Source organism: uncultured Acidovorax sp. (genome assembly GCF_964021665.1).
Taxonomy (GTDB): Bacteria; Pseudomonadota; Gammaproteobacteria; order Burkholderiales; family Burkholderiaceae_C; genus Acidovorax; species Acidovorax temperans.
This window is the reverse complement of the sequence record NZ_CAXIAK010000022.1, coordinates 1-22,400: the sequence shown is the minus strand read 5'-3', so window position 1 is coordinate 22,400 and position 22,400 is coordinate 1. Positions and strand designations below refer to the sequence as shown.

The following is a 22,400-nucleotide window of genomic DNA, read 5'->3' as shown; positions in this document are numbered from 1 at the left end:
TCGGATGCGAAAAAGGCGTTACACCGAAATGCCCTCACCGCTCCGTGGGCCGCAATATCAGAGTCTCATCTGACCCAAAACTGACAAAGCCATACCGCCATTGAAAGCGCAGCTGCGACTAACAGACGGCCCCCTCGATCCGATCAGTGCCAACCCTGATCTCTTTTTTCTTGATGCGAGAAACAGGCCACACGGTGCCAACAAATGTCGCCCCAGACCGCTATGGGCGACGCCGAGGATTCGGGTAAGTCCCGACTGCACATCTCCGGGACAACCCTGCCAAGGACAAACCCCTAGTCAAACGCAATGCGTGCGTAAGTGGCCGGTCAGTCCCCGTTTTCAGAATCCTCTCCAACATGCAGAGGCTTCCAAACGGCTCTGCAGACGATCCTGAAACCTCTGGAGATAACCATGACCGACCCCGTGGCAGAAAGAATTCAAAGCCACCCGAAGTACCTGGAACTCAAGCGTGAGCGCAACCGTTTTGGCTGGCTGCTCACCGCGTTGATGCTCTTTGTTTACTACGGGTACATCGCGCTGATCGCGTTCAACAAGCCGTTTCTGGCGCAGCCCATCGGCAACGGCGTGACCACCCTGGGCGTGCCACTGGGGTTCGGCGTCATCGTGTTCACGATCGTCATCACAGGCATCTATGTGCGCCGCGCCAATGGACGCTATGACGCACTGACCCAAGCCATTCTCAAGGACGCCGCCCGATGAAAACGCGCAACATCACTTCTGTAGCGGCCGTTCTGGCCGCCCTGAGCCTGGGTACGCTGGCGCACGCTGCGGGCGGCGACGTGGGCGAAGCCGCCAAGCAATCGACCAACTGGACTGCGATTGTCATGTTCGGTCTGTTCGTGGCTGGCACGCTGTGGATCACCAAATGGGCTGCCGCCAAAACGCGGTCTGCCGCTGACTTTTATACCGGCGGCGGTGGTATCACCGGTTTTCAGAACGGTCTGGCGATTGCCGGCGACTACATGTCTGCTGCATCCTTCCTGGGCATTTCCGCCGCCGTGATGGCCAGCGGCTATGACGGCCTCATCTACTCCATCGGCTTCCTGGTGGGTTGGCCTGTCATCACCTTTTTGATGGCCGAGCGGCTGCGCAATCTGGGCAAATTCACGTTTGCCGACGTGGCTGGCTATCGCTTTCAGCAGACGCCTATCCGCGCCTTTGCCGCCAGTGGCACGCTGGTGGTGGTGGCGTTCTACCTGATCGCCCAAATGGTGGGCGCGGGCCAACTCATCAAACTGCTGTTCGGCCTGGACTACTGGATCGCCGTGGTGCTGGTGGGCGGCCTGATGATGGTGTATGTGCTGTTCGGCGGCATGACCGCTACCACCTGGGTGCAAATCATCAAGGCCTGCCTGCTGCTGGCGGGCGTGACCTTCATGGCCTTCATGGTGATGGCGCAGTTCGGCTTCAGCCCCGAAGCATTGTTTGCCAAAGGCGTTGCGGTGAAGACATCAATTGCTGCCAACTCGGGCAAGCCCGCTGAAGAAGCCGCCAAGATCGGCTTGGCCATCATGGGCCCCGGTGGCTTCATCAAAGACCCCATCTCCGCCATCAGCTTCGGCATGGCCTTGATGTTCGGTACCGCCGGCCTGCCCCACATCCTGATGCGCTTCTTCACCGTGCCCGACGCGAAGGAAGCCCGCAAGAGCGTGTTCTGGGCCACCACCTGGATCGGCTACTTCTACGTGCTGATCTTCATCATCGGTTTCGGCGCCATCACCCTGGTGCTCACAAACCCCGAGTTCTCTGACACCGTGACGGGTGTCATCAAGGGCGGAGCGGGTACAGCCAACATGGCCGCCGTGCTGGTGGCCAAGTCCGTGGGTGGCGACGTGTTCTACGGCTTTATCTCGGCCGTGGCTTTCGCCACCATTCTGGCTGTGGTGGCAGGCCTGACACTGTCGGGCGCATCGGCCGTGTCGCACGACCTGTACGCCACCGTGTTCAAGAAGGGCAAGGCTGACAGCGCTGCAGAACTGCGCGTATCGCGCATCACCACATTGACGCTAGGTGTGGTGGCCGTGGTGTTGGGCATTGTGTTCGAGAAGCAGAACATTGCCTTCATGGTGTCGCTGGCCTTTGCGATTGCGGCTTCTGCCAACTTCCCGGTGCTGTTCATGAGCGTTTTGTGGAAGGACTGCACCACCAAGGGCGCCGTCATCGGCGGCTTCATGGGACTGGTGTCGTCGGTGGGCCTCACGGTGGTGTCTCCCTCTGTGTGGGAAGCCGTTCTGGGCAACCCCAAGGGAAGCGCCCTGTTCCCCTACACATCCCCAGCGCTGTTCTCCATGGCCATCGGCTTTGCAGGCATCTGGATCTTCTCCTTGCTAGACCGCAGCGCGAACGCTCAGCGCGAACGTGCAGCCTTCCCGGCGCAGCAAGTGCGTTCGGAAACCGGCCTGGGTGCGGCCGGTGCCTCGGGGCACTGACCGATTAAACGGATGACCCAACCTGGCGGCGCAGCAAGTGCTGTGCCGCCGTAGCTCCATCAAAACTCGTTCATCAAGGGCGGCAACAGTCCGTCCAGGCCCTCTGCCAACGCGCAGGGGGCTACAGGGGAATAGCACACAATCCCCACCAAGCACGCCCCCTCATCTCTCTAATTCCTTCTGAAGCCTGCCTGCCGACGATGACTTGGCGTGCACACCAGGCACCCTGCGGGGGTGGCCGCGACCGCCAAAGCCTTTGGCAAAAGTCTGCAGGCACCTCCAGTTCCTAACAGCTCGGGCACCTTCAGAGACAGCTGAATCAGATGTAGATGCTCCGGTAGGAGATGGCCTTGCCGAAACTCACCAAAACGTATGCTCAATCTGCACATCCACGCCCCCCGAGAACCTCGGCAGAACACGGTAAACAGTGCAGCAGGTGGGTGGAGTGGAGCGAAACAGCACCTCCTGCGCTCCGTCTTGCCTACTACATCCGTTGCCAGGCACCAAAGCAAAAAGCCTCACATCCCAAAGGATGCAAGGCTCTGTTATCAGACCAAGACCGGCAGCCTCAGCTGCCAGCATTGAAGCCCAATTAGAAATTGTGGCGGATACCAACTGCGAGGGAGTTAGAGTCAACGCCTCGACCAACCGGACTACCCCCCAGGCCATAAGTGCCTTCGCTGCTATTGTTGATACGAGTGTAGTAACCGTACACTTTGGTGCGCTTGCTCAGGTTGTAGTTGTAGCCAACAGTGTACTGGGTAGCATCACTGTCGTTGATGTTCTTGTATTCACCAGCACGACCCACGTTGACGTGGAACTCGGAAGCGCCCATTGCATACATACCCGACAGACGGAAAGTGTCACGGGTTCCAGCACCGGATGCGCGAAGTTGATTTGCATCCTTGTTACGCTGGTAGTAGGCACCCACAGTGAAATTACCAAATGTATACAGGCCGCGCAGAGCAGCTTGGTAGTTACTGTCAACAGAACTATACCCAGCGCCCAGAGACAAAGCACCCAGGTTGTAATTGGCAGCCAAGTCGTAGCCGTTTTTGTTGCGAGTGTTAGCAGCCTTCTCATGCAGAATCACTGCGGCATCGACAACCAAACCGCCAAAAGTTGGGGAGTGGTATCCAATCTTATTCTTAGTACCAAGGGCTCCGAACCAGACTGGATCGTAATACAGTGCGTCGGCAGAGCTGCCTGTGTTGTGGTTGTTCATGCTGATGTAGTCAGCAGTCGCGTAGTAGGACTCAGGGAAGAAATTGCCCAAACGGACTGTACCGAAGCCGCCAGACAGGTTCACTTCGCTTTGACGGCCGAAGAAAGTTGCAGCGGATGCGCCGGTATCAGAGTTGAAACCGCTTTCCAGTTGGAAGCCAGCCTTCAGGCCGCCACCCAGGTCTTCCGTGCCCTTGAAGCCGAAACGCGAGTTGTTGTCGAACAGGCCAGTCGTCTTGACATTGCCTACTTCTTGGCGTTCCACGGTGGTGTTCACGCGACCATACAGGGTCACGCTGCTTTGAGCGAAAGCAGCAGTGCTGCCCAGGAGAGCCAGCACAGCCAGTGCCAAACGATTCGTCTTTTGCATGAGGGTTCCTTGTTTGCTTTTAGTCCATCAGGAGGAGTGGCATTGCAGCTTCACTGGGGTCGCCAGCAAAAGCTGTCACTACAACTACAAAAATTTTAGGTGTTGTGCCCCTCCGGACTAAGTGCAGATTGCTATTTGCTCAGCAATTTATGCATATAAGCAACATTTTCAGAACCTGCCGTCAACAAACAGCCATATTTTCCTGGTGGCTCCATGTTTTTAAGGTGCCGGATGCTCTGGCGGGCTCGAGCATTCGCCCAAGGCATCTACCGGTGGCACAAATGGCGCAATTTGATGAATGCCAGCGCCGCCATGACAGCATCGTTCAGGGCATCGTGGGCTTCACGCTGCGGCAGATCCAGGTCTTTCATCAATGTCGCCAGGCGCAGATCGATATCGGCGTTGTCGTGCTGCTGATAAGGCGGCAGTTGCTGGAACTTGTAGTCGTAATACAACGCGGAAACTTCGATGCAGGGCTGGGGCAGGCCAATGCCCAGCAGCGGGCGCACGGCGCGGTTGAGCATCGCCACGTCAAACTCCAGGTAGTACCCCACCAGAGGGCGGCTACCGATAAAAGTGAGCAGTTGCTCCGCAGCAACCGACAGCGGCAGGCCCTCGGCCAAGTCCTGGGTGCGCAGCCGGTGGATGCGCACGCTATTGGCAGAGACCGCGCGCTCGGGCCGCACCAGCAGTTCCAGGCGTTCGCTGGTCACGATGCGGTCGCCCTCGATGCGGACTGCGCCAATCGAGACGATTTCGTCGGTGCGCACATCCAGTCCGGTGGTTTCGCAATCCAGTGCTACCCATTCGTGGGGCGGAGGGGGTTGCAGCAGCGATGCAAAGCGCGGGTCACGCAACCGATGGGCCAGCCACCGCCGCCGCAGGGCCGCCCAGCCGGGGAACAGCGCGGGGCGAAGCCCGTCTCCACCACCCCACATATCCACCGCGCCCATCACAAGGCCCCCAGATGAAAACGCGTGCGCAGCAGTTGCTGAAAGCGCTTGACCACACCCAACGCGTCCTTGAGCAGATCCCGGTCCAGGCTGCTGAGCTGCTGCACCACCACGGTGCCGCTCACCGGCCGCGCCTGTTCCTGCTCGGCCAGGCCCGCCTTCAGCTTGAGCGCCATGAACACGTGCAATGCCTCGGCCAAATCCTCGCCTTCGCCCGGCGACAGTGCCCCCAGGCCGACCAGCGCCTGTACGCGCGCAGCGGTGGACGTGGCCCGGACCTGGTGCGCCAGCGCCAGGCTGCGCACGCCATGCACCAGCGGGAAAAGGCCCGCCTTTTTTAGGTGCAGCGGTGGCGGCGTTTCGCCCAGCGAAAACAGCTTGCTGAGCCAGCCCGCATGGGCCTCGAACGCATCAATGGCGGCGGCGAAGCGCCCCAGCAGCGCATCGTTGTCGGTCGCCAGCTGGTGCAGGCTATCGCTCACCTGGGCGAGCAGCGCCGCATCGCCGGCCACCGCGTGAGCGTCCATGAAGATCGCCAGGTGCATGAGGTTGTCCCCGCCCGGCTGCCACACCCACTCGCGCAGCGTGGCAGCAAAGTCTTGCGCGGTGCGCCGCCAGGCCGGGTTGCTGAGCATGATGCCGCCGGGGCATGGCGGGTAGCCGAACACACCCAGCGCCGCCGAAAAGCGTTCGCAGATGGCAGGCAGATCAGCGGGCGGTTCGTAGCCGTCGCGCAAGATGAGGCCGTTGTCCTGGTCGGTTTTGAGCAATTGCTCGCCCCGGCCCTCGCTGCCCATCACGAACAGGCAGCTGTTGGCCACCAGATCAGCTGGTGCAATGATCTGCCAGGCCCGCTCAAACAGGCGGGCGTTGAGCTGCTGCACCAGCCGCGCAATCAGCTCCACCCGCGAGCCACTGCGAAACAGCAATGCGATCACCTTGGTGATCTGCGCTGCGGCAGAGGCGAGACTGTCCAGGTCACGCGCCTGCTCGATCTGCAAGGTCACGATGTGCGACTGGTTGGAGAGGTAGCTGAGCAAATCCAGTGCCTCCAGCACGCCCAGCATCTGGCCGCCCTCTTCCACCACCAGCCGGTGGATGCGGTGGCGCAGCATGGTGGCCATGGCGTCACCCAGCAACTCGGTCGAGCGGATTTCGATCAGCGGGTAGCGTGCCCAGTCGCCCACCGGCATGGTCTGCAGAGGCCGCCCGTCCAGAATGGCCTGCTGCAGCAAGGTGCGGCTGAAAATGCCCTTGCGCCCGCCCACCGCATCCAGCACCACCACGCTGGAGGTGCGCTGCTCGCGCATCAGCCGCACCACGCTCAGGATGTCAGTCGCTGCATCGACGCTGTGCACCGGGCGCAAGAAAGCTTCGCCCACGCGCGAGAGGCTCAGCGACGGCAGCTCGCGTGGCTGCTGGCGTTCTGCCAGCACGCTGAGCTTGTGGCCCAGGTCGGCAAACAGCAGCGCACCAAACGTGGCGTTGCTGGCAATCAGCTCGATCACCGTCTGCCGCGCCAGCTGGTAGGCCACCACTTCTTGCGCTGCCACAAAGCGGCTGCTGACGCGCCCGGCCACCAGGCTGCGCCCGTCAAAGCAATCGTCTGGCCCCAGCGTGGCCACCATCTCGCCATCGTCCATCTGCTGCACGTAGCCTTTGACGATGACGAACAGGTGCGACGGCGTGGCGCCGGGCTCCAGAATCACGGCCTGCTGCGGAAAGTAGGCGATGTCCACACTGCCGCGCACCTGGCGCCGCTCGTCCGGGTCCAGGCAGTCGAACGGTGACAACGAAAACGGGAATGCGTTGGGCATGCGCAGCGGCCTCCATCGGAACGGGTCCGGATGGCTTCATTCCACCACTGCGCGCTTGCAGGGGGCTTGCAACAGCGCGGTCTCAAGCCATGGCTTGGCCCACTCCACACCGCAGACTGATTTAAATAAAATCAGCCTCCAGCGCTTGATTAGCAAGCGCCGCCAGCTATCAAATCAATAGCAAATCAACCCTTGGTGGCTGGCGCCAACCCTGATGGCACCTGCGCCACCGCATCCCACTGCGGGCCGTCGAACCAGGCATCGCCCGCCAAGTACGCGCGCAGCATGGGCAAGCCATCGAGCCCCCAGAACAGCTTGCCGTCCACCTCAAAGGCGGGCACACCATACACCCCGGCGGCCTGTGCGGCTTCGGTGTTGGCGCGCAGCAGAGCTTTGGGGCCATCGCTGTGCATGTCCTGCCCTGGGCGAATCTGCTCGCTGAGTTGCTCAGCCAGCACGCGCAGGCGCTCGGCATCCAGCGCGTCATGCCCGCCCTGCCACACATGGCGCAGCAACGCACCGGCCACAAAGCGGTTGATGCAGCCGTCGTCACTGCAGGCCAGCGCCTGGCGCAGCAAGGGCAGCGGGTTGAACGGGTGGCGTGCAGGCATCTGCAGCGGTGTGCCTTGCGCGTGGCCCAGCCAGGTCACGTGGCGGTAAGTCCAGTCGCGCTTGGGGGCAATGCCTGCGGGCCCTGGGTTGGCGTGCTGTTGCAGCAACGCACCCAACAGCACGGGTTTGTAGGAAACGCTGTAGCTCAGCCCCTCCAGCGCATCGGGCAGGCGCTCATACGCCAGCCAGGCGTAAGGCGAAACAAAGTCCAGATAAAACGTGATGTGCTTCATGGGCTGGGCTCCTGCGCTGCCAAGGGCTGCGTGCAATCAACAAAGGGAATCAGCGGGCCAGGGATTCGGGCACGTCGGCCCCGGCACGCTGCAGCAGTTTGACCCAGATGGCGCGCCGCTGTGCACTGTCGGCGGCCGCCCAGGCGCGGATTTCATCGATGGTGCGAAAGCACCCCTCGCAGCGGCTGCGGTCTTCCGTCATGCGGCACACCGAGATGCAGGGCGAAGGCACCACCTCGTCAGAGTTCTCATCAAAATAGCCCGCTTCGCTCATCAAACGGGCGCGGGCTGCTATCGGTTCAGTAGCACTCATGCGGCACCTGCTCCACTCGCCTGTGGGGCGCTGGCCTGCACCACGTCCACCACGGGCGCGCCCGTCAAACGCTGCAAATCGCTGGGGTGCAGGGGGAACACGCTGTGCGGGTGCCCGGCCGCGGCCCACACCACGTCAAAGCGCAGCAGGTCCTGGTCGATGAGCGTGACCGGCGGTGTGGCGTGGGCCACGGGCGAGACGCCGCCGATGGAAAAGCCGGTGCGCGACTTCACGAACTCCGCGTCCGCGCGGCCGATCTTGCCGCCCACATGGGCTTCGACCTTCTTTTCGTCCACCCGGCGGTCGCCCGAGGTGACGACCAGCACGGCCGCATCGTCGCTTTTGCGCCGGAAGATGATGCTCTTGGCCACCTGCCCAACCAGGATGCCCAGCGCGTCGGCCGCCTGCTGCGCGGTGCGCGCGGCGTCGTCCAGCATCTGCGGCATGTGGGGGTGGTTCAGCGTTTGCAGCGCGGCAGCCACACGCTGTACGCCCTCGGGAAGATTTGCGGGAATTTTCTCCACGTGCATTCCAGTCTGTTCCTGATCAATGGGTACAAAAATTTTGCGCTCTTGGCAGCACCTCTGTGCAACGCCGGATGGACCTCGGCACCAGTCCGCTACAGGTCCAGCTTCGAACGCGCCTGCGCTCGGATCTCACGGACACCCCGGCCCAGTTTCGCGCGCAGCAAAGCTCTGAGCGACACGCCATCAGCGTAACCGACGGCAGCTGCCACACTCTCGATGCTGTCGGTGGTCGTCTCCAACTGGTGGACAGCATGCTGCAGCCGAAGGTTCTGAAAAAAGCCCAACGGTGTCTTCCCGGTGGCCGCCTTGATACGTCGCGACAGGGTTCTGGCGCTCGAATGCACGCTGGATGCTGCGACGGCCAAATCAAAACCTTGGGACAGATGGGAACGAGACCACCGCTCAAACCTTTCAGCCAGGGGGTCCGAGTGCGCAAGATGATCAGGTATGACGAATGCAGCTTGAGAGGCACGTTTCTCCACCAACAAATAGCGTGCCGTCGTCGCAGCCAGCAAGGGGCTACGGCCATTGACAAGGCTCAATGCCAGATCAACATGGGCCAACGCAGCACCCGCTGTAACAAACGGGTGGGACGTGACGAGCATTCGAGATTCTTCGAGGCCCACATCCTTGTACCGCTGCCTGAAGTGCGGCGCCAGCCACCATGACGTCGTGGCCCGGTGTCCCGCAAGAAGCCCCGCTTCGGCCAGCACAAATGTGGAGGTGCATGCGGCACCGATCAACGCATTGTCCTGCCGGTACTCGCGCAGCAGTCCCTGAGCGTTGCGAACGTCTTTGCTGCCGAGGGCTTCGATCAACTGCGCCGGCTGCTTTGCGCCCAGGGCCGGTACCACCGCCGCATCTGCACGGCCCAGCGTAGAAGGCGCTGCGCATGGGACCTTCAGGCCGTGGGCCGTACTGACATGCCGACGCGCACCCACCAAACATACTTCGAGCGGTTCAACCTTGACGCCGAGCGTCGGAATCAACTCATTCGCCAATGACAGCGTGTCGAGGATGGCCGTGAGGCCGACATCGAAGGCTCCGTCAATCACCAGTATGTGGATGGTCATGGCAAGAATGATATCAAACATGGCAATCAAGCCACTCGCTCGCAGGCGCCAGAAATTCTAAAGTTCGGGCTCCCTCAACAACGTCTGACGACACTGGACTCCATATGACTTCGATGAAAAATATAGCGGCAACTTTGGCCACATCCCTGGTCATGGCCAGTGGCGGACTTGCCGCCACGAGCGCACAAGCCGAAACCGCTGCCGAGAGCCGTTCCAAGGTGGGCCTCTGGGTCGTACTGAACGCCAAAGCGGGCAAAGAGGAAGCCGTGGCAAAGTTCCTGCTCGACGGCCGCGCCCTGGTGGGCAATGAACCAGCAACCAACACGTGGTACGCGATTCGCCTCACTCCAAGCCGATTCGCAATTTTTGACACCTTCCCCGACGATGCAGGCCGTGAAGCCCACCTCAGTGGCAAGGTGGCGGCAGCGCTGATGGCAAGCGCACCGGATCTGCTGCAGACCCCGCCCACCATTGAGAAGATCGACGTCTTGGCCGTCAAACTCCCTGCGGCGAAATAAGGTCTCCGGATTCGGCGTCGGTGGCGCCGAATCCGCGCACCTCGGGTCCCAGGGCACAACGCTTTGGGACCCGTGCCGCAATCATGCAACTCTCTTGCTCAATATCGCCGTAGAGACACGCGAATTGGGCTTGCGGCCCAGAAAATCGCTGACAAATTTTCCCGCATCGATGAGCTTGTCAAGATCGATGCCCGTCTCGATGCCCATGCCGTGCAGCATGTAGACCACGTCTTCCGTCGCCACGTTGCCGGTGGCACCCTTGGCATAAGGGCAGCCGCCCAGGCCTGCCACGGACGACTGGAAATTCCACACACCCAGTTCCAGCGCGGCCAGCGTGTTGGACAGCGCCTGGCCGTAGGTGTCGTGGAAATGGCCCGAGACTTCATCCACCCCAAAGTGCTGCAAGGTCGCCTCGATGGCGCGTTGCACCTTGCGCGGCGTGCCCACGCCAATGGTGTCGGCCACATCCACCCGCTGTACGCCAATGCCCTTGAGCAGGCCCGCCAGGTACGCCACGCGCTCGGGGGCAATGTCGCCTTCGTACGGGCAGCCCACGGTGCAGCTCATGGCCCCGCGCACGCGGATGCCCGCGGCCAGCGCGGCCTGCACCACGGGCGCAAAGCGCTCAATGCTCTCGGCAATGCTGCAGTTGATGTTGCGCTGGCTGAAGGCCTCGCTGGCCGAGCCGAACACCACGATCTCGTCGGGCTGGTCGAGCACCGCCGCCTCAAAGCCCTTGAGGTTGGGCGTGAGCACCGAATACGCCACGTCGCCCTGGCGCGCGATGCCGCTCATCACCTCGTGGTTGTCGCCCATCTGCGGCACCCACTTGGGGCTGACGTAGCTGGTGACTTCGATCTCTTTCAGGCCCGCCTGCTGCAAGCGGTGCACCAGCTCGATCTTGACGGCGGCGGGCACGGGGGTTTTCTCGTTCTGCAGGCCGTCACGGGGGCCCACGTCGATGAGACGTACGCGAGAGGAGATGGAGGAAGTCATGAGAAAGGCCTCAACAAATGGAAAACACGCGCAATCAATAGCCGCGTGCAGGGGTGACGATGCCCGCCACCGCCTCGCCGCGCTCCAGCGCCGCCATCTTGCGGGCGATCTGGGCAATGCTTTCGTCGCGCAGCGTGCGCGCCGAGGTGTGCGGGGTGATGGTGATGCGGGGGTGGTTCCAGAACGCATGGCCCGCAGGCAGCGGCTCGGTGCGAAACACGTCGAGCGTGGCGCCCGCCACATGGCCGCTGTCGATCAAGGCCAACAGGTCCTCTTCCACCAGGTGCGCACCACGTGCCACGTTGATGACATAGGCACCCGGCTGCAGGCGGCCCAGCGTGTCTTTGTTCATGACATTGGCCGTTTCAGGCGTGAGTGGCAGCAGGTTGACCAGCACCCGGCTGGCCGCCAGAAATTCGTTGAACTGCTCGGCACCCGTGAAGGCGCGCACGCCGTCAATGGCCTTGGGGGTGCGGCTGTAGCCGTTGATGGGAAAGTCGAACTGCGCCAATGCCCTGGCCACGCGCTCGCCGAGCACGCCCAGGCCCATCAAGCCGATGGGAAAGTCGCTGCGCAGGCGCGGTTTGCGGTAGCCCCAGCGGCCTGCCGCCATGTCAGCCTCATAGCCATCGAACTCGCGAAAGTGGCGGATGACCGCGTGGCACACATATTCGGCCATCTGCACGGCCATTCCAGCGTCGTCCAGCCGCACCACCAGCGCCTGGGGTGGCAGGCGTAGCTTGAGCAGCGCATCCACACCCGCGCCGATGTTGAACAGGGCTTTGAGGCTCGCCTGTTCGTCCATGAACTGCTGGGGCGGGGCCCAGACCACGGCATAGTCGGCCTGTGGCGCGCCCGGCTGCCACACGGAAATTTCAGCGCCGGGCAGCGCGACCGCCAGGCCCTGCAGCCAGGGCTCGGCCTTGGTGTCGGTACAGCAAAAGGTGATTTTCATGGCTGCCAAGCGTACCGCGCCCTGCCGCTGCGCGTTGTCACGCAGCGGAAAGCTTGAGCAGCTCGGCCCCTTCGGTCACCTGGTCGCCGGGCGCGTAGAGCAGTTCCTGCACCACGCCATCGGCGGGGGCAGCAATGGTGTGCTCCATCTTCATGGCTTCCATCACCGCCAGCGGTTGGCCCTTGGTCACGGCATCGCCTGCCTTCACCGCAAACGACACCACCTTGCCCGGCATGGGGGCCGTGAGGCGCCCGCCCTCGGCAGCTGTCTCGCCCGAGTGGGCCAGCAGGTCGATGGACGTGATCTGCGTGGCGCCCAGCGGGGTGAACACATGGTCCACCTCACCCTGCGGGTAGACGGCGGCGCGGGTGCGCTGGCCTGCGAATTGCAGTTCGATGCCGCTCGCCCGCGGCTCGAACACCAGGGGGCTGGTCACCATGGCCTCGCCACTGCCTACCGACAGGGTCAGGCTGCCGCCGCGCTCGTAAGTCAGCGATGCCTTGACGTGCTCGCCCGCAAACTCAAATTCAAAACGGCGCTGCACCACGCCATGCGTGTGGAAACCGTCGCGGCGGCTGAACGGGTCTGCGCCTTCGCTGGCGCGCTCGTGCAGCAGCGTTTGGGCCACAGCCGCCGCAGCAGCCAGCGGAAGGCCCACGGGTTCCTGGTGGAACAGCACGGCCTGCTCGCGCTGGATGAGGGCAGTGTCGAGCTTGGCCTGGGCAAACGAATCGGTGCGGGCCACGCGGCGCAGGAACTGCACGTTGGTCGCCAGGCCCACGATGTGGGTCTGCGCCAGGGCTTCATCCAGCCGCGCCAGAGCTTGCTCGCGCGTGTCGCCATGCACGATGAGCTTGGCCACCATGGAGTCATAGAAGGGGCTGATCACATCGCCCTGGCGCACGCCGGAATCGACGCGGACCGCGCCCCGCTCAAAGGTCACGCACTCGGGCAAGGCATACACATTCAGCGCGCCGGTGGCGGGCAGGAAGTTGTTGTCGGGGTTCTCGGCGCAGATGCGCGCCTCGATGGCGTGGCCAGTGATGCGCAGGTCTTCCTGCCTCAGCGGCAACGGCTCGCCCGAGGCCACGCGCAATTGCCACTCCACCAGGTCCAGGCCGGTGATGGCTTCGGTCACGGGGTGCTCCACCTGCAGGCGGGTGTTCATCTCCATGAAGTAGAACCTGGCCCCCACGGTCGCGCACTGCGTGTCGCTCCCTGCCCCCCGAGGGGGCCGCGTTTGGCAAAACCCCAAGTCCACGCCTTGGGGCGGCCCGGCGGCGAAACCTTCATCTGCACCTTCCAGCCCATAGCCGCCGGGCTGCTCCACGATGAACTCCACCGTGCCCGCGCCCACATAGTTCACGGCGCGTGCGGCAGCCACGGCAGCTTCGCCCATGCGGGCGCGCAGCTCGGGCGTCATGCCGGGAGCTGGGGCTTCTTCCAGCACCTTCTGGTGGCGGCGTTGCACCGAGCAATCGCGCTCAAACAGGTACACGCAGTTGCCGTGCGTGTCGCCAAACACCTGGATCTCGATGTGGCGGGGGCGCTGCACGTACTTTTCCACCAGCACCGCATCGTCGCCAAAGCTGTTGATGGCTTCGCGCTTGCACGATTCGAGCGCCGCCGCAAAGTCCTCGGCCTTGTCCACGGCACGCATGCCCTTGCCACCACCACCGGCGCTGGCCTTGATGAGCACGGGGTAGCCAATGCGGTCGGCCTCGCGTTGCAGCAGCGCGGGGTCCTGGTCCGCACCGTGGTAGCCCGGCACCAGGGGCACCTGGGCTTGCTCCATCAGGCGCTTGGACTCGGCCTTCAGCCCCATCGCATTGATGGCGCTGGCAGGCGGGCCGATGAAGACCAGGCCCGCGTCGGCACAGGCCTTGGCAAAGTCTTCGTTCTCGCTCAGAAAGCCGTAGCCGGGGTGGATGGCCTGCGCGCCTGTGGCCTTGGCGGCGTCAATGATGCGCTCCCAGCGCAGATAGCTGTCCTTAGGCGCACTGCCGCCGATGTGCACGGCTTCGTCGCACACGGCCACATGCTTGGCCTGCGCGTCGGCGTCGGAATACACGGCGACGGTCTTCACGCCCAGACGCTTTGCAGTCGATGCGACACGGCAGGCGATCTCGCCGCGATTAGCGATCAGGATCTTTTTAAACATTGCGCCCTCCTGCGGCGAGATCGCCTGCGCACGCTACGCGTGCCATACGATTTGTCGAAACGGTTGCTGAGCAACCGTTTTCACCGCGGTTTGCAATCAGAATCTTTTTGAACATTTAAGCCACCTTGGCAGAACCAGAAAAGAAAGAAGACAAGCGCCGCACCACGGCGCGCAAAAACTTGAACAGCACCACCAGCAGCAGTACCGACACGACCACCATCACCACCAGCGCCACACCAAACGCCACCGGGTACTGCGTGGCCAGCCACACCACCGCCACCACCAGGCCATCCTCAAAGAACGACAGCCCCCAGTTGGAAAACGGCTCTGGCGAGGTGTTCACCGCCGCGCGCGTGGTCATCTTGGTAGCCAGCGCGGTGGCCGAGAGCGAGCCCCCCAGCAACCCAGCCACCACAGCCATCGCAGCGTTGTCGGCGCCAAACACGCCGTAGGCCAGCGCCGCCCCTGCGGGCACGCGGATGAAGGCGTGCGCGGCATCCCAGGCGCTGTCCACCCAGGGCACCTTGTCGGCGAAAAATTCCACCAGCAGCATGGCGCCGCTCACCGTCAACACCAGGGGGTTTTGCAACACGGCCAGGCCCGGCGGCAACGGCATCCAGCCCAGCACGCCCATCATCCCCACGAGGAACACCACGGCATACAGCCGAAACCCGCTGGCCCAGCCCAGGGCTGCAGCCAGCGCCAGCAGGCTGGGCATGTCGAGCTGCGCGGTGGCATTGGCCGCCGCATCTCCTACGGCACGCGCGGTGCCGCCGTCGATATGCAGCCCCACGGTGTGGAGCCACTGCACGATGTGAAGCCAGAGGGTGTCCATGTCAGTAGCACTCCCCGGCACAGCGAAAGATGGTTGACCGTAACAACTGGCGCGCACCGGGCACAGGACGCCGAGCAAGGGCCGCCCCGCAGCGAGGGCGTCGTCCCCCTGCCCGCTGAGCGCAGCACAGCGAGAGCGGGGGGAAGGCGCGCAGCGCCTCAGGGGGGTGTCGGCTCATAACCAGGAGGGCTTGCGCTTGTTCAGGAACGACTGCACGCCTTCCTTGCCCTCGTCGCTGGCGCGGATGTCGGCGATGCCCTGCACGGTGGCGGCAATCAGCCCGGCGTTGATCTCACGCTCGGCCACGTCGATCACCAGCTTCTTGCACACACGCACGGCGTTGGGGCTGGCGGCGGTCAGGGCCTTGAGCAGTTCATCCACCTTGGCATCCAGTTCATCGGCAGTCACCACCTCGTGCACAAAGCCGATGCGCAGCGCCTCGGCCGCGCCAAAACGCTCGGCCGTCAGAAAGTAGCGGTGCGCAGCACGCGCGCCCATGGCGCGGATCACGTAGGGGCTGATGGTGGCGGGGATGAGCCCCAGCTTCACCTCGCTCAGGCAAAAACCTGCGGTATCCACCGCCACGGCCATGTCGCACGCGGCCACCAGGCCCATGCCGCCGGCATACACGTCGCCCTGCACGCGGGCAATCGTGGGCTTGGGGCATTCATAAATCACGCGCAGCATCTCGGCCAGCTTCCCCGCGTCGGCGATGTTTTCGTCGCGCGTGTAGTCGGCCATACGGCGCATCCAGTTCAGGTTGGCACCGGCACAGAATGCGGGGCCTTCGGCCGCCAGCACCACGGCGCGCACATCGGCGCGGCTGCCCACGTCCACAAAGGCGGCCGTGATCTCGGCAATCACTTCGTCGCTGAAGGCGTTGCGAATCTCCGGCTGCGTGAGCGTGATGCGCGCCACTGCGCCGGCCTGGGTGATGGAAAGGTTCTGACTGCTCATGGCTTGGTCGGGTTTTGAAGGAAGTAGACGAAGTCCAGCTCTGGACAAGGCTGGCCCAGCGCGGTCAATGCGGCAGTGATCTGGCCCCGGTGGTGGGTGCCGTGGTTGAACACATGCGCCAGCGTGGCCGCAAACGGCAGCGATGCCGCCGTGCCGCGCATGGTGGTGTAGTCGAGCGTGCCGTTCCAGCGGTCGGGCTTGAACGAGGCGATCAGCGGCGCCCAGCGGGCAGCGCCTTCGCGCAGGCGGGCATCGAGCTGCGCGCGGTCGGGTTCCAGCTCGGCGTCCAGCGCCAATTTCGGCGAGATGCCTTCGGCAAAGCGCACGAACCACAGATGGTGCTCACCCACCAGCAGGTGGTTGAGCGTGCCGTGAATGCTTTTGAAGAACAGGCCCACATCGCGCCGGTAGTCACCGTCCGGCAGCGCCCGCACGGCATCGAGCACGCGCGCCGTGGCCCACACGTTGTAGCGCGCGAGCTGGGTGAAGTGGGCAACAGCGTCCATGGCAGCTCCAGGTTCTGGCTCTGGTGGGGTTACATCCGGAACAGGCCGAACTTGGTGTCTTCGATCGGCGCATTGCGCGTGGCGGCCAGGCCCAGCGCCAGCACGCGGCGGGTGTCTGCGGGGTCGATCACGCCGTCGTCCCACAGGCGGGCGGTGGCGTAGTAGGGGTGGCCCTGGTCTTCGTACTGGCGGCGGATGGGGGCCTTGAAGGCTTCTTCTTCCTCCATGCTCCACTGCCCGCCCTTGGCCTCGATGCCGTCGCGCTTGACGGTAGCCAGCACCCCGGCGGCCTGGTCGCCGCCCATCACGCTGATGCGCGCGTTCGGCCACATCCACAGGAAGCGTGGCGAGTACGCCCGGCCGCACATGCCGTAGTTGCCCGCGCCAAAGCTGCCACCGATGATGATGGTGAACTTGGGCACACTCGCTGTGGCCACGGCCGTCACCATCTTGGCGCCGTTGCGGGCAATGCCTTCGTTCTCGTACTTGCGGCCCACCATGAAGCCGGTGATGTTCTGCAGGAACACCAGCGGGATCTTGCGCTGGCAGCACAGCTCGATGAAGTGCGCGCCCTTGAGCGCCGACTCGCTGAACAGGATGCCGTTGTTAGCGATGATGCCCACAGCCATCCCTTCGATGCGCGCAAAGCCGCAGACCAGCGTGGTGCCGTAGCGCGCCTTGAACTCGTCGAACTCGCTGCCATCGACGATGCGCGCAATGATCTCGCGCACATCAAACGGCTTGCGCGTGTCCACCGGAATCACGCCGTACAGCTCTTCTGCTGCAAATTTAGGAGCTACCGGCGCTTGATCTGCGGGCGCTGGAGCCTTGTTTTTGGCTCTTCTAGCGAATGCTAGTGATGCACTCGATAAATGTCGTACGTCGAAATCGTCGTTTACAGACGTGCGGCGATTTCCATCACTACTATTCGCTAGAAGAGCCTTGTTTTTATTCAAATTGCGCACCGCATTGCGCGCCAGCTGCAGCGCGTGCAGGTCGTTCTGCGCCAAGTGGTCTGCCACGCCCGACAGGCGCGTGTGCACATCGCCGCCGCCCAGGTCTTCGGCGCTCACCACCTCACCCGTGGCGGCCTTCACCAGCGGTGGGCCACCCAAGAAGATGGTGCCTTGGTTCTTGACGATGATGGACTCGTCGCTCATTGCGGGCACATACGCGCCGCCTGCCGTGCACGACCCCATGACCACCGCGATCTGCGAGATGCCCATGGCGCTCATGTTGGCCTGGTTGAAGAAGATGCGGCCGAAGTGGTCGCGGTCGGGGAAAACCTCGTCCTGGTTGGGCAGGTTGGCCCCACCCGAGTCCACCAGGTAGATGCAGGGCAGGTGGTTTTGCTGCGCCACCTCTTGGGCACGCAGGTGCTTCTTGACGGTGAGCGGGTAGTAGGTGCCGCCCTTCACGGTGGCGTCGTTGCACACGATCATGCAGTCCACGCCGCTCACGCGGCCAATGCCCGCGATGAGCCCGGCGCTGGGTGCGTCGTTGTTGTACATGTTGAGCGCCGCCAGTGGCGCGAGTTCAAGGAACGGCGTGCCGGGGTCTAGCAGCATCTGCACGCGCTCGCGGGGCAGCAGCTTGCCCCGCGCGGTGTGCTTGGCGCGGGCCGCTTCGCCCCCGCCCTGGGCCACCTTTTCGAGCTGGGCGCGCAGGTCATCCACCAGGGTGCGCATGGCGGCGGCGTTGGCCAGAAAGTCCGCCGAGCGGGCGTTGAGTTGGGTGTCAAGAATGGTCATACGTGTGGCTCTTCAAGCAGTCTTTTGTTCTTCCAGACCCAGCAGGTCCTTCATCTCGTCGCGGATTTTGAACTTCTGGATCTTGCCCGTCACCGTCATCGGGAAGCTGGTGACAAAGCGGATGTAGCGCGGCACCTTGTAGTGTGCGATCTGGCCTTTGCAGAAGGCGCGAATGTCGTCTTCGGTGGGCTGCGTGCCGGGCTTGGCGATGATCCAGGCGCAGAGTTCCTCGCCGTATTTCTGGTCGGGCACGCCCACCACCTGCACGTCCTGCACCTGCGGGTGGCGGTACAAAAACTCTTCAATCTCGCGCGGATAGATGTTCTCGCCGCCGCGGATCACCATGTCCTTGATGCGGCCGACAATGTTCACATAGCCCTCGGCGTCCATGGTGGCCAGGTCGCCGGTGTGCATCCAGCCGCCTTCATCAATCGCCTCGCGGGTCTTGGCCTCGTCGCCCCAGTAGCCGTGCATGACCGAGTAGCCCTTGGTGCAGAACTCGCCGCGCTGGCCGACGGGAACGATGGCGCCGGTGTCCGGGTCCACGATCTTCACCTCCAGGTGCGGCTGCACTTGACCGACGGTCGATACGCGCTTGTCCAGCGGCGTGTCGGTGCTGCTCTGGCAGCTCACGGGGCTGGTCTCGGTCATCCCGTAGGCAATGGTGATCTCGCGCAGATTCATCTGCTCCACCACGCGCTTCATCACCTCGGTGGGGCAGGGCGAGCCCGCCATGATGCCGGTGCGCAGGGTGCTGAGGTTGAACTCGGCAAAACGCGGGTGGTCCAGCTCGGCGATGAACATGGTGGGCACGCCGTGCAGGCCGGTGCAGCGCTCGTCCTGCACGGTCTGCAGCACGGTGAGCGGGTCAAACCCGTCGTTGGGGTAGACGATGGTGGCGCCGTGGGTCAGGCAGGCCAAGTTGCCCAGCACCATGCCAAAGCAGTGGTACAGCGGTACGGGAATGCACAGCCGGTCTTCGGGCGTGAGTTTCATGCACTCGCCGATGAAGAACCCGTTGTTCAGGATGTTGCGGTGCGTGAGCGTGGCGCCCTTGGGGAAGCCCGTGGTGCCGCTGGTGAACTGGATGTTGATGGGGTCCGTGGCCTTCAGCGTCGCTGCCACCTGCGCCAGGCGCGGGTCGTCCGGGTTGCCGCGCGCGATCAGATCCGAAAAGCGCAGCAGGCCAGGCTCTTCGCCACCCACGCCAGATTCGTCGATCCAGACGACAGTGTGCAGGTGAGACAGCTGTTGCGACTCCAGCTGGCCCGGCGTGCCATGCGCCCACTCGGGCGCCAGCTCGCGCAGCATGCCCAGGTAGTCGCTGGTCTTGAAGCGCGCCATGGTCACCAGCAGCTTGCAGCCCACCTTGTTCAGCGCATATTCCACCTCGGCCGTGCGGTAGGCCGGGTTGATGTTGACCAGCACCAGGCCCACCTGCGCGGTGGCCAGTTGCATCAGCACCCATTCGGCGTTGTTATGCGACCAGATGCCCACGCGGTCGCCCGGCACCAGCCCCAGGCCCAGCAGCGCACTGGCCAGGCGGTGGGCTTCGGTCTGCAACTGGGCGTAGGTGTAGCGGCGCCCCTGGTGCACGCTCACCAGCGCCTCGCGGTCAGGCTGGCGGGCCACCATGTCGGCAAAAAAGGCGCCGATGGTCTGCTCGATCAGTGGAACATCGGTGGCGCCACGGGCGTAGCTTTCCACCAGCGATGCGGTATTCGTTGCGGCTGCAGTCGTCACGGGTTTGTCTCCTCGGTCATCCATCCAGCGCGGGCAGAGCGCGCGTGGCGAGCCATTCGAAAGCATAGGCAAGCATAGAAGCCCACGGCCCGGCCGGGTTGCCACAATGGTTGCAAATCGTGCCACGGGTGGCACACTCTCTGACGTGAAGCCACCTGCCCCAACCACCCCCCGTTTGTCCGCCCCCGCCACAGCCCCCGCAGCCACGGCCATCGCACCGACGGCTACGCCCATCGCACCGGCAGCCACGCCGATAGCCTTCGTGCGCGCCATTGTTCTGGCCTATGAGCGGCGCGGCATGAGCCCCGAACGCGCCCTGGCCCAGGCACAGATTGCGCCGCAGCTGCTGCAGGACGACGCCGCCCGCATCACCGCGTGGCAGATGGAACAGATCTCCGACGCCGCCATGCAGGAACTGGACGACGAAGCCCTGGGCTGGTTCAGCCGCCGCCTGCCCTGGGGCAGCTACGGCATGCTGGCGCGCGCCAGCATCAGCTCGCCCACGCTGCAAGTGGCCTTGGCCCGCTGGTGCCGCCACCACGGCCTGCTGGCGGACGACATTGCGCTGCAGCTCACCACCAGCGGCGACACCGCCACCCTGGCCATCACCGAGGCCCGCGACCTGGGCGCGCTGCGCGAGTTCTGCCTGGTGTCGGTGCTGCGCAATGCCCACGGCCTGGCCTGCTGGATGGTGGACTCGCGCATCCCGCTCATCGCTGCGGAATTCGCCTTTGACGCGCCACCCCACGCCGATGCCTACGCCGTGCTGTTCCGCGGCCCCGTCACCTTCAGCGCCCCGCGCACCGCCATCCACTTCGACGCCCGCTACCTGCACCTGCCCCTGCGCCGCGACGAACAGGCCCTGCGCCAGATGCTGCAGCACGCCCTGCCCCTGACGGTGCTGCACTACCGCCGCGACCGCCTGCTGGTGCAGCGGGTGCGCCAGCTGCTGGCCGCGCCCCTGCCGAGGCAACCGGCCCACGCCCTGCCCCAGCACAGCGCCGAATCCCTGGCCGCACTGCTGCATGTGTCGCCACGCACCCTGCACCGGCAATTGAAGGAAGAAGGCGCCACGCTGCAGGGCCTGAAAGACGAGGTTCGCCGCACCCGCGCGGTGGAACTGCTGCACCGCACGCAGCGGCCCATCAAGCAGGTAGCGGAAGCGGCGGGGTTTGAGAACGAGAAGAGTTTTATCCGGGCGTTTCGCGGGTGGACGGGGCAGTCACCCGCCGAATTTCGCCGCCAAACCCACACGGCATGATTTGCCCCCAACGTGACGGGTCGCGTCACGCCACGGCATTGCAGCCTCACTACACTGGCCCTTGACTTCGACCTGCTTGCCATGCTCCACCTCCACCACTGCGTCAGCGCCCGCTCCTTCCGCCCCCTGTGGATGCTTGAAGAGCTGCAACTCCCCTACCAGCTGCACATGCTGCCCTTCCCGCCCCGGGCGTTGGCGCGCAGCTTTCTGGAACTGAACCCGCTGGGCACGGTGCCGCTGCTGACCCAGGGTGATGTGCGCATGACCGAATCGGCGGCCATGTGCCAATACCTCGCGGCCACGCACCCCGACGCGGGGCTGGATGTGCCGCCCAACGACCCAGCGTATGGCGCGTACCTGAACTGGCTGCACATGAGCGATGCGACGCTCACTTTTCCGCAGACACTGGTGCTGCGCTATGGCCGCTTTGAGCCCGCCGAGCGCCAGCAGCCGCAGGTGGTGGTGGACTACACGCGCTGGTTTCTGGCGCGGCTGCGGGCGGTAGAGGCCGCGGTGGCGCAGAACGAATACCTGTGCGCGGGCCGCTTCACGGCGGCCGATGTGGCGGTGGGCTATGCCTTGCTGCTGGCACAACACCTGGGCCTGGCGCCGCAGTTTGGCACCGCCACCCAAGCCTATTGGCAGCGGCTGCAGGCGCGGCCCGGTTACCAGCGGGCCATGGCGGCGCAACTGCGGGCGGCTGTGGAGCAAGGCGTGCCCACCACCCCTGCGCCAGACACGCAGCCTTGAACACACGCCCCACCCCACCCGTTTTTACAGAGCGCACAGCATGTTCAAACAAATCTTTGGCATCGCCGCACTGGCCCTGTCGTTCACCGCCGCAGCCCAGCAGCCAGCCACGGTGGTGGACCTGCCCACGCGCCCTGGCGTCACCCAGCGCATGCTGGTGACCACCCCGCCAGAGCCCAAAGCCACCGTCATCCTGCTGGCGGGCGGGCATGGCGGGTTGCAGCTATTTCAGAACGGATCGTTCAAATGGGGGGAAGGCAATTTCCTCGTACGGTCGCGGCAACTGTTTGCCGACAAGGGGTTGATGGCGGTGGTGGTGGACGCGCCCTCGGATCGGCTGCGCGCACCGTTTCTCAACGGCTTTCGCCAAACGGAAGAGCACGCGGCCGATTTGA

General features: G+C 64.0%; 20 protein-coding genes and 1 pseudogene. 6 read left to right on the top strand and 15 right to left on the bottom strand.

Features of this window, described 5'->3' with window-relative positions; genetic code table 11:
• The first annotated feature begins 411 nt into the window (after nucleotides 1-411).
• Together AADJ04_RS07010 and AADJ04_RS07005 are read left to right on the top strand one after the other, a co-directional pair.
• Nucleotides 412-720 (top strand): DUF485 domain-containing protein, encoded by a 309-nt coding sequence (locus AADJ04_RS07010; RefSeq protein ID WP_099658808.1) that lies wholly within the window; start codon nucleotides 412-414, stop codon nucleotides 718-720.
• Nucleotides 717-2,450: a cation acetate symporter gene (locus AADJ04_RS07005; protein ID WP_341239177.1), complete on the top strand. Its 1,734-nt coding sequence runs from the start codon at nucleotides 717-719 to the stop codon at nucleotides 2,448-2,450. Before AADJ04_RS07010 ends, AADJ04_RS07005 begins: the two co-directional genes overlap by 4 nt.
• Before the next feature lie 592 nt (nucleotides 2,451-3,042).
• On the opposite strand, the gene AADJ04_RS07000 is transcribed toward AADJ04_RS07005, so the two are convergent.
• The 7 genes from AADJ04_RS07000 to AADJ04_RS06970 form a co-directional block, all read right to left on the bottom strand.
• Nucleotides 3,043-4,044 (bottom strand): porin, encoded by a 1,002-nt coding sequence (locus AADJ04_RS07000; RefSeq protein WP_341239176.1) that lies wholly within the window; start codon nucleotides 4,042-4,044, stop codon nucleotides 3,043-3,045.
• A 266-nt stretch (nucleotides 4,045-4,310) separates the two neighbouring features.
• A complete protein-coding gene (locus AADJ04_RS06995; protein WP_341239190.1) occupies nucleotides 4,311-4,982 on the bottom strand; it encodes a 3'-5' exonuclease in 672 nt (223 codons plus the stop codon).
• 14 nt (nucleotides 4,983-4,996) lie between these two features.
• Nucleotides 4,997-6,814, bottom strand: a complete 1,818-nt coding sequence (locus AADJ04_RS06990; protein ID WP_341239175.1) for a DUF294 nucleotidyltransferase-like domain-containing protein — start codon at nucleotides 6,812-6,814, stop codon at nucleotides 4,997-4,999.
• 185 nt (nucleotides 6,815-6,999) lie between these two features.
• Complete coding sequence (locus AADJ04_RS06985; RefSeq protein WP_341239174.1) at nucleotides 7,000-7,659, bottom strand: 2-hydroxychromene-2-carboxylate isomerase; 660 nt, start codon at nucleotides 7,657-7,659, stop codon at nucleotides 7,000-7,002.
• 49 nt (nucleotides 7,660-7,708) lie between these two features.
• The gene (locus tag AADJ04_RS06980; protein WP_273624561.1) at nucleotides 7,709-7,972 is read right to left on the bottom strand and encodes a DUF1289 domain-containing protein; all 264 of its coding nucleotides are present in this window, start codon (nucleotides 7,970-7,972) and stop codon (nucleotides 7,709-7,711) included.
• Nucleotides 7,969-8,502, bottom strand: a complete 534-nt coding sequence (locus AADJ04_RS06975) for a YbaK/EbsC family protein (protein ID WP_341239173.1) — start codon at nucleotides 8,500-8,502, stop codon at nucleotides 7,969-7,971. The genes AADJ04_RS06980 and AADJ04_RS06975 overlap by 4 nt, the downstream gene beginning before the upstream one ends.
• 89 nt (nucleotides 8,503-8,591) lie before the next feature.
• Entirely contained in the window at nucleotides 8,592-9,593 is a 1,002-nt protein-coding gene (locus tag AADJ04_RS06970) for a helix-turn-helix domain-containing protein (protein ID WP_341239172.1), read from the bottom strand.
• A 197-nt stretch (nucleotides 9,594-9,790) separates the two neighbouring features.
• On the opposite strand from AADJ04_RS06970, the gene AADJ04_RS06965 reads away from it, so the two are divergent.
• Complete coding sequence (locus tag AADJ04_RS06965) at nucleotides 9,791-10,090, top strand: antibiotic biosynthesis monooxygenase (RefSeq protein WP_341239189.1); 300 nt, start codon at nucleotides 9,791-9,793, stop codon at nucleotides 10,088-10,090.
• An 81-nt stretch (nucleotides 10,091-10,171) separates the two neighbouring features.
• Here AADJ04_RS06965 and AADJ04_RS06960 read toward each other — a convergent pair whose 3' ends face one another.
• The 8 genes from AADJ04_RS06960 to AADJ04_RS06925 form a co-directional block, all read right to left on the bottom strand.
• The gene (locus AADJ04_RS06960; RefSeq protein WP_341239171.1) at nucleotides 10,172-11,086 is read right to left on the bottom strand and encodes a hydroxymethylglutaryl-CoA lyase; all 915 of its coding nucleotides are present in this window, start codon (nucleotides 11,084-11,086) and stop codon (nucleotides 10,172-10,174) included.
• Nucleotides 11,087-11,120: 34 nt separating this feature from the next.
• Nucleotides 11,121-12,041, bottom strand: a complete 921-nt coding sequence (locus tag AADJ04_RS06955) for a glyoxylate/hydroxypyruvate reductase A (protein WP_341239170.1) — start codon at nucleotides 12,039-12,041, stop codon at nucleotides 11,121-11,123.
• Between the two features lie 37 nt (nucleotides 12,042-12,078).
• Nucleotides 12,079-14,202 (bottom strand): acetyl/propionyl/methylcrotonyl-CoA carboxylase subunit alpha, encoded by a 2,124-nt coding sequence (locus tag AADJ04_RS06950; protein ID WP_341239169.1) that lies wholly within the window; start codon nucleotides 14,200-14,202, stop codon nucleotides 12,079-12,081.
• A 115-nt stretch (nucleotides 14,203-14,317) separates the two neighbouring features.
• Nucleotides 14,318-15,037 carry a DUF4126 domain-containing protein gene (locus AADJ04_RS06945; RefSeq protein ID WP_341239168.1) on the bottom strand — a complete coding sequence of 240 codons (720 nt, stop codon included), beginning with the start codon at nucleotides 15,035-15,037 and terminating at the stop codon, nucleotides 14,318-14,320.
• Between the two features lie 174 nt (nucleotides 15,038-15,211).
• Nucleotides 15,212-15,994, bottom strand: a complete 783-nt coding sequence (locus tag AADJ04_RS06940; RefSeq protein ID WP_341239167.1) for an enoyl-CoA hydratase/isomerase family protein — start codon at nucleotides 15,992-15,994, stop codon at nucleotides 15,212-15,214.
• Nucleotides 15,991-16,500 carry a DinB family protein gene (locus AADJ04_RS06935; RefSeq protein ID WP_341239166.1) on the bottom strand — a complete coding sequence of 170 codons (510 nt, stop codon included), beginning with the start codon at nucleotides 16,498-16,500 and terminating at the stop codon, nucleotides 15,991-15,993. Before AADJ04_RS06935 ends, AADJ04_RS06940 begins: the two co-directional genes overlap by 4 nt.
• 29 nt (nucleotides 16,501-16,529) lie before the next feature.
• Nucleotides 16,530-18,188 carry a carboxyl transferase domain-containing protein gene (locus AADJ04_RS06930; protein ID WP_341239188.1) on the bottom strand — a complete coding sequence of 553 codons (1,659 nt, stop codon included), beginning with the start codon at nucleotides 18,186-18,188 and terminating at the stop codon, nucleotides 16,530-16,532.
• A 75-nt stretch (nucleotides 18,189-18,263) separates the two neighbouring features.
• Nucleotides 18,264-19,994: an AMP-binding protein gene (locus AADJ04_RS06925; protein WP_341239165.1), complete on the bottom strand. Its 1,731-nt coding sequence runs from the start codon at nucleotides 19,992-19,994 to the stop codon at nucleotides 18,264-18,266.
• Nucleotides 19,995-20,100: 106 nt separating this feature from the next.
• On the opposite strand from AADJ04_RS06925, the gene AADJ04_RS06920 reads away from it, so the two are divergent.
• From AADJ04_RS06920 to AADJ04_RS06910, 3 genes and pseudogenes are all read left to right on the top strand, one after another.
• Nucleotides 20,101-21,255, top strand: a complete 1,155-nt coding sequence (locus AADJ04_RS06920; RefSeq protein WP_341239164.1) for an AraC family transcriptional regulator — start codon at nucleotides 20,101-20,103, stop codon at nucleotides 21,253-21,255.
• A gap of 81 nt (nucleotides 21,256-21,336) precedes the next feature.
• Nucleotides 21,337-22,005, top strand: coding sequence for a glutathione S-transferase family protein (locus AADJ04_RS06915; protein ID WP_341239163.1), 669 nt, complete (start codon nucleotides 21,337-21,339; stop codon nucleotides 22,003-22,005).
• Between the two features lie 40 nt (nucleotides 22,006-22,045).
• Nucleotides 22,046-22,400: pseudogene (locus AADJ04_RS06910) on the top strand (alpha/beta hydrolase); the annotation flags it as partial.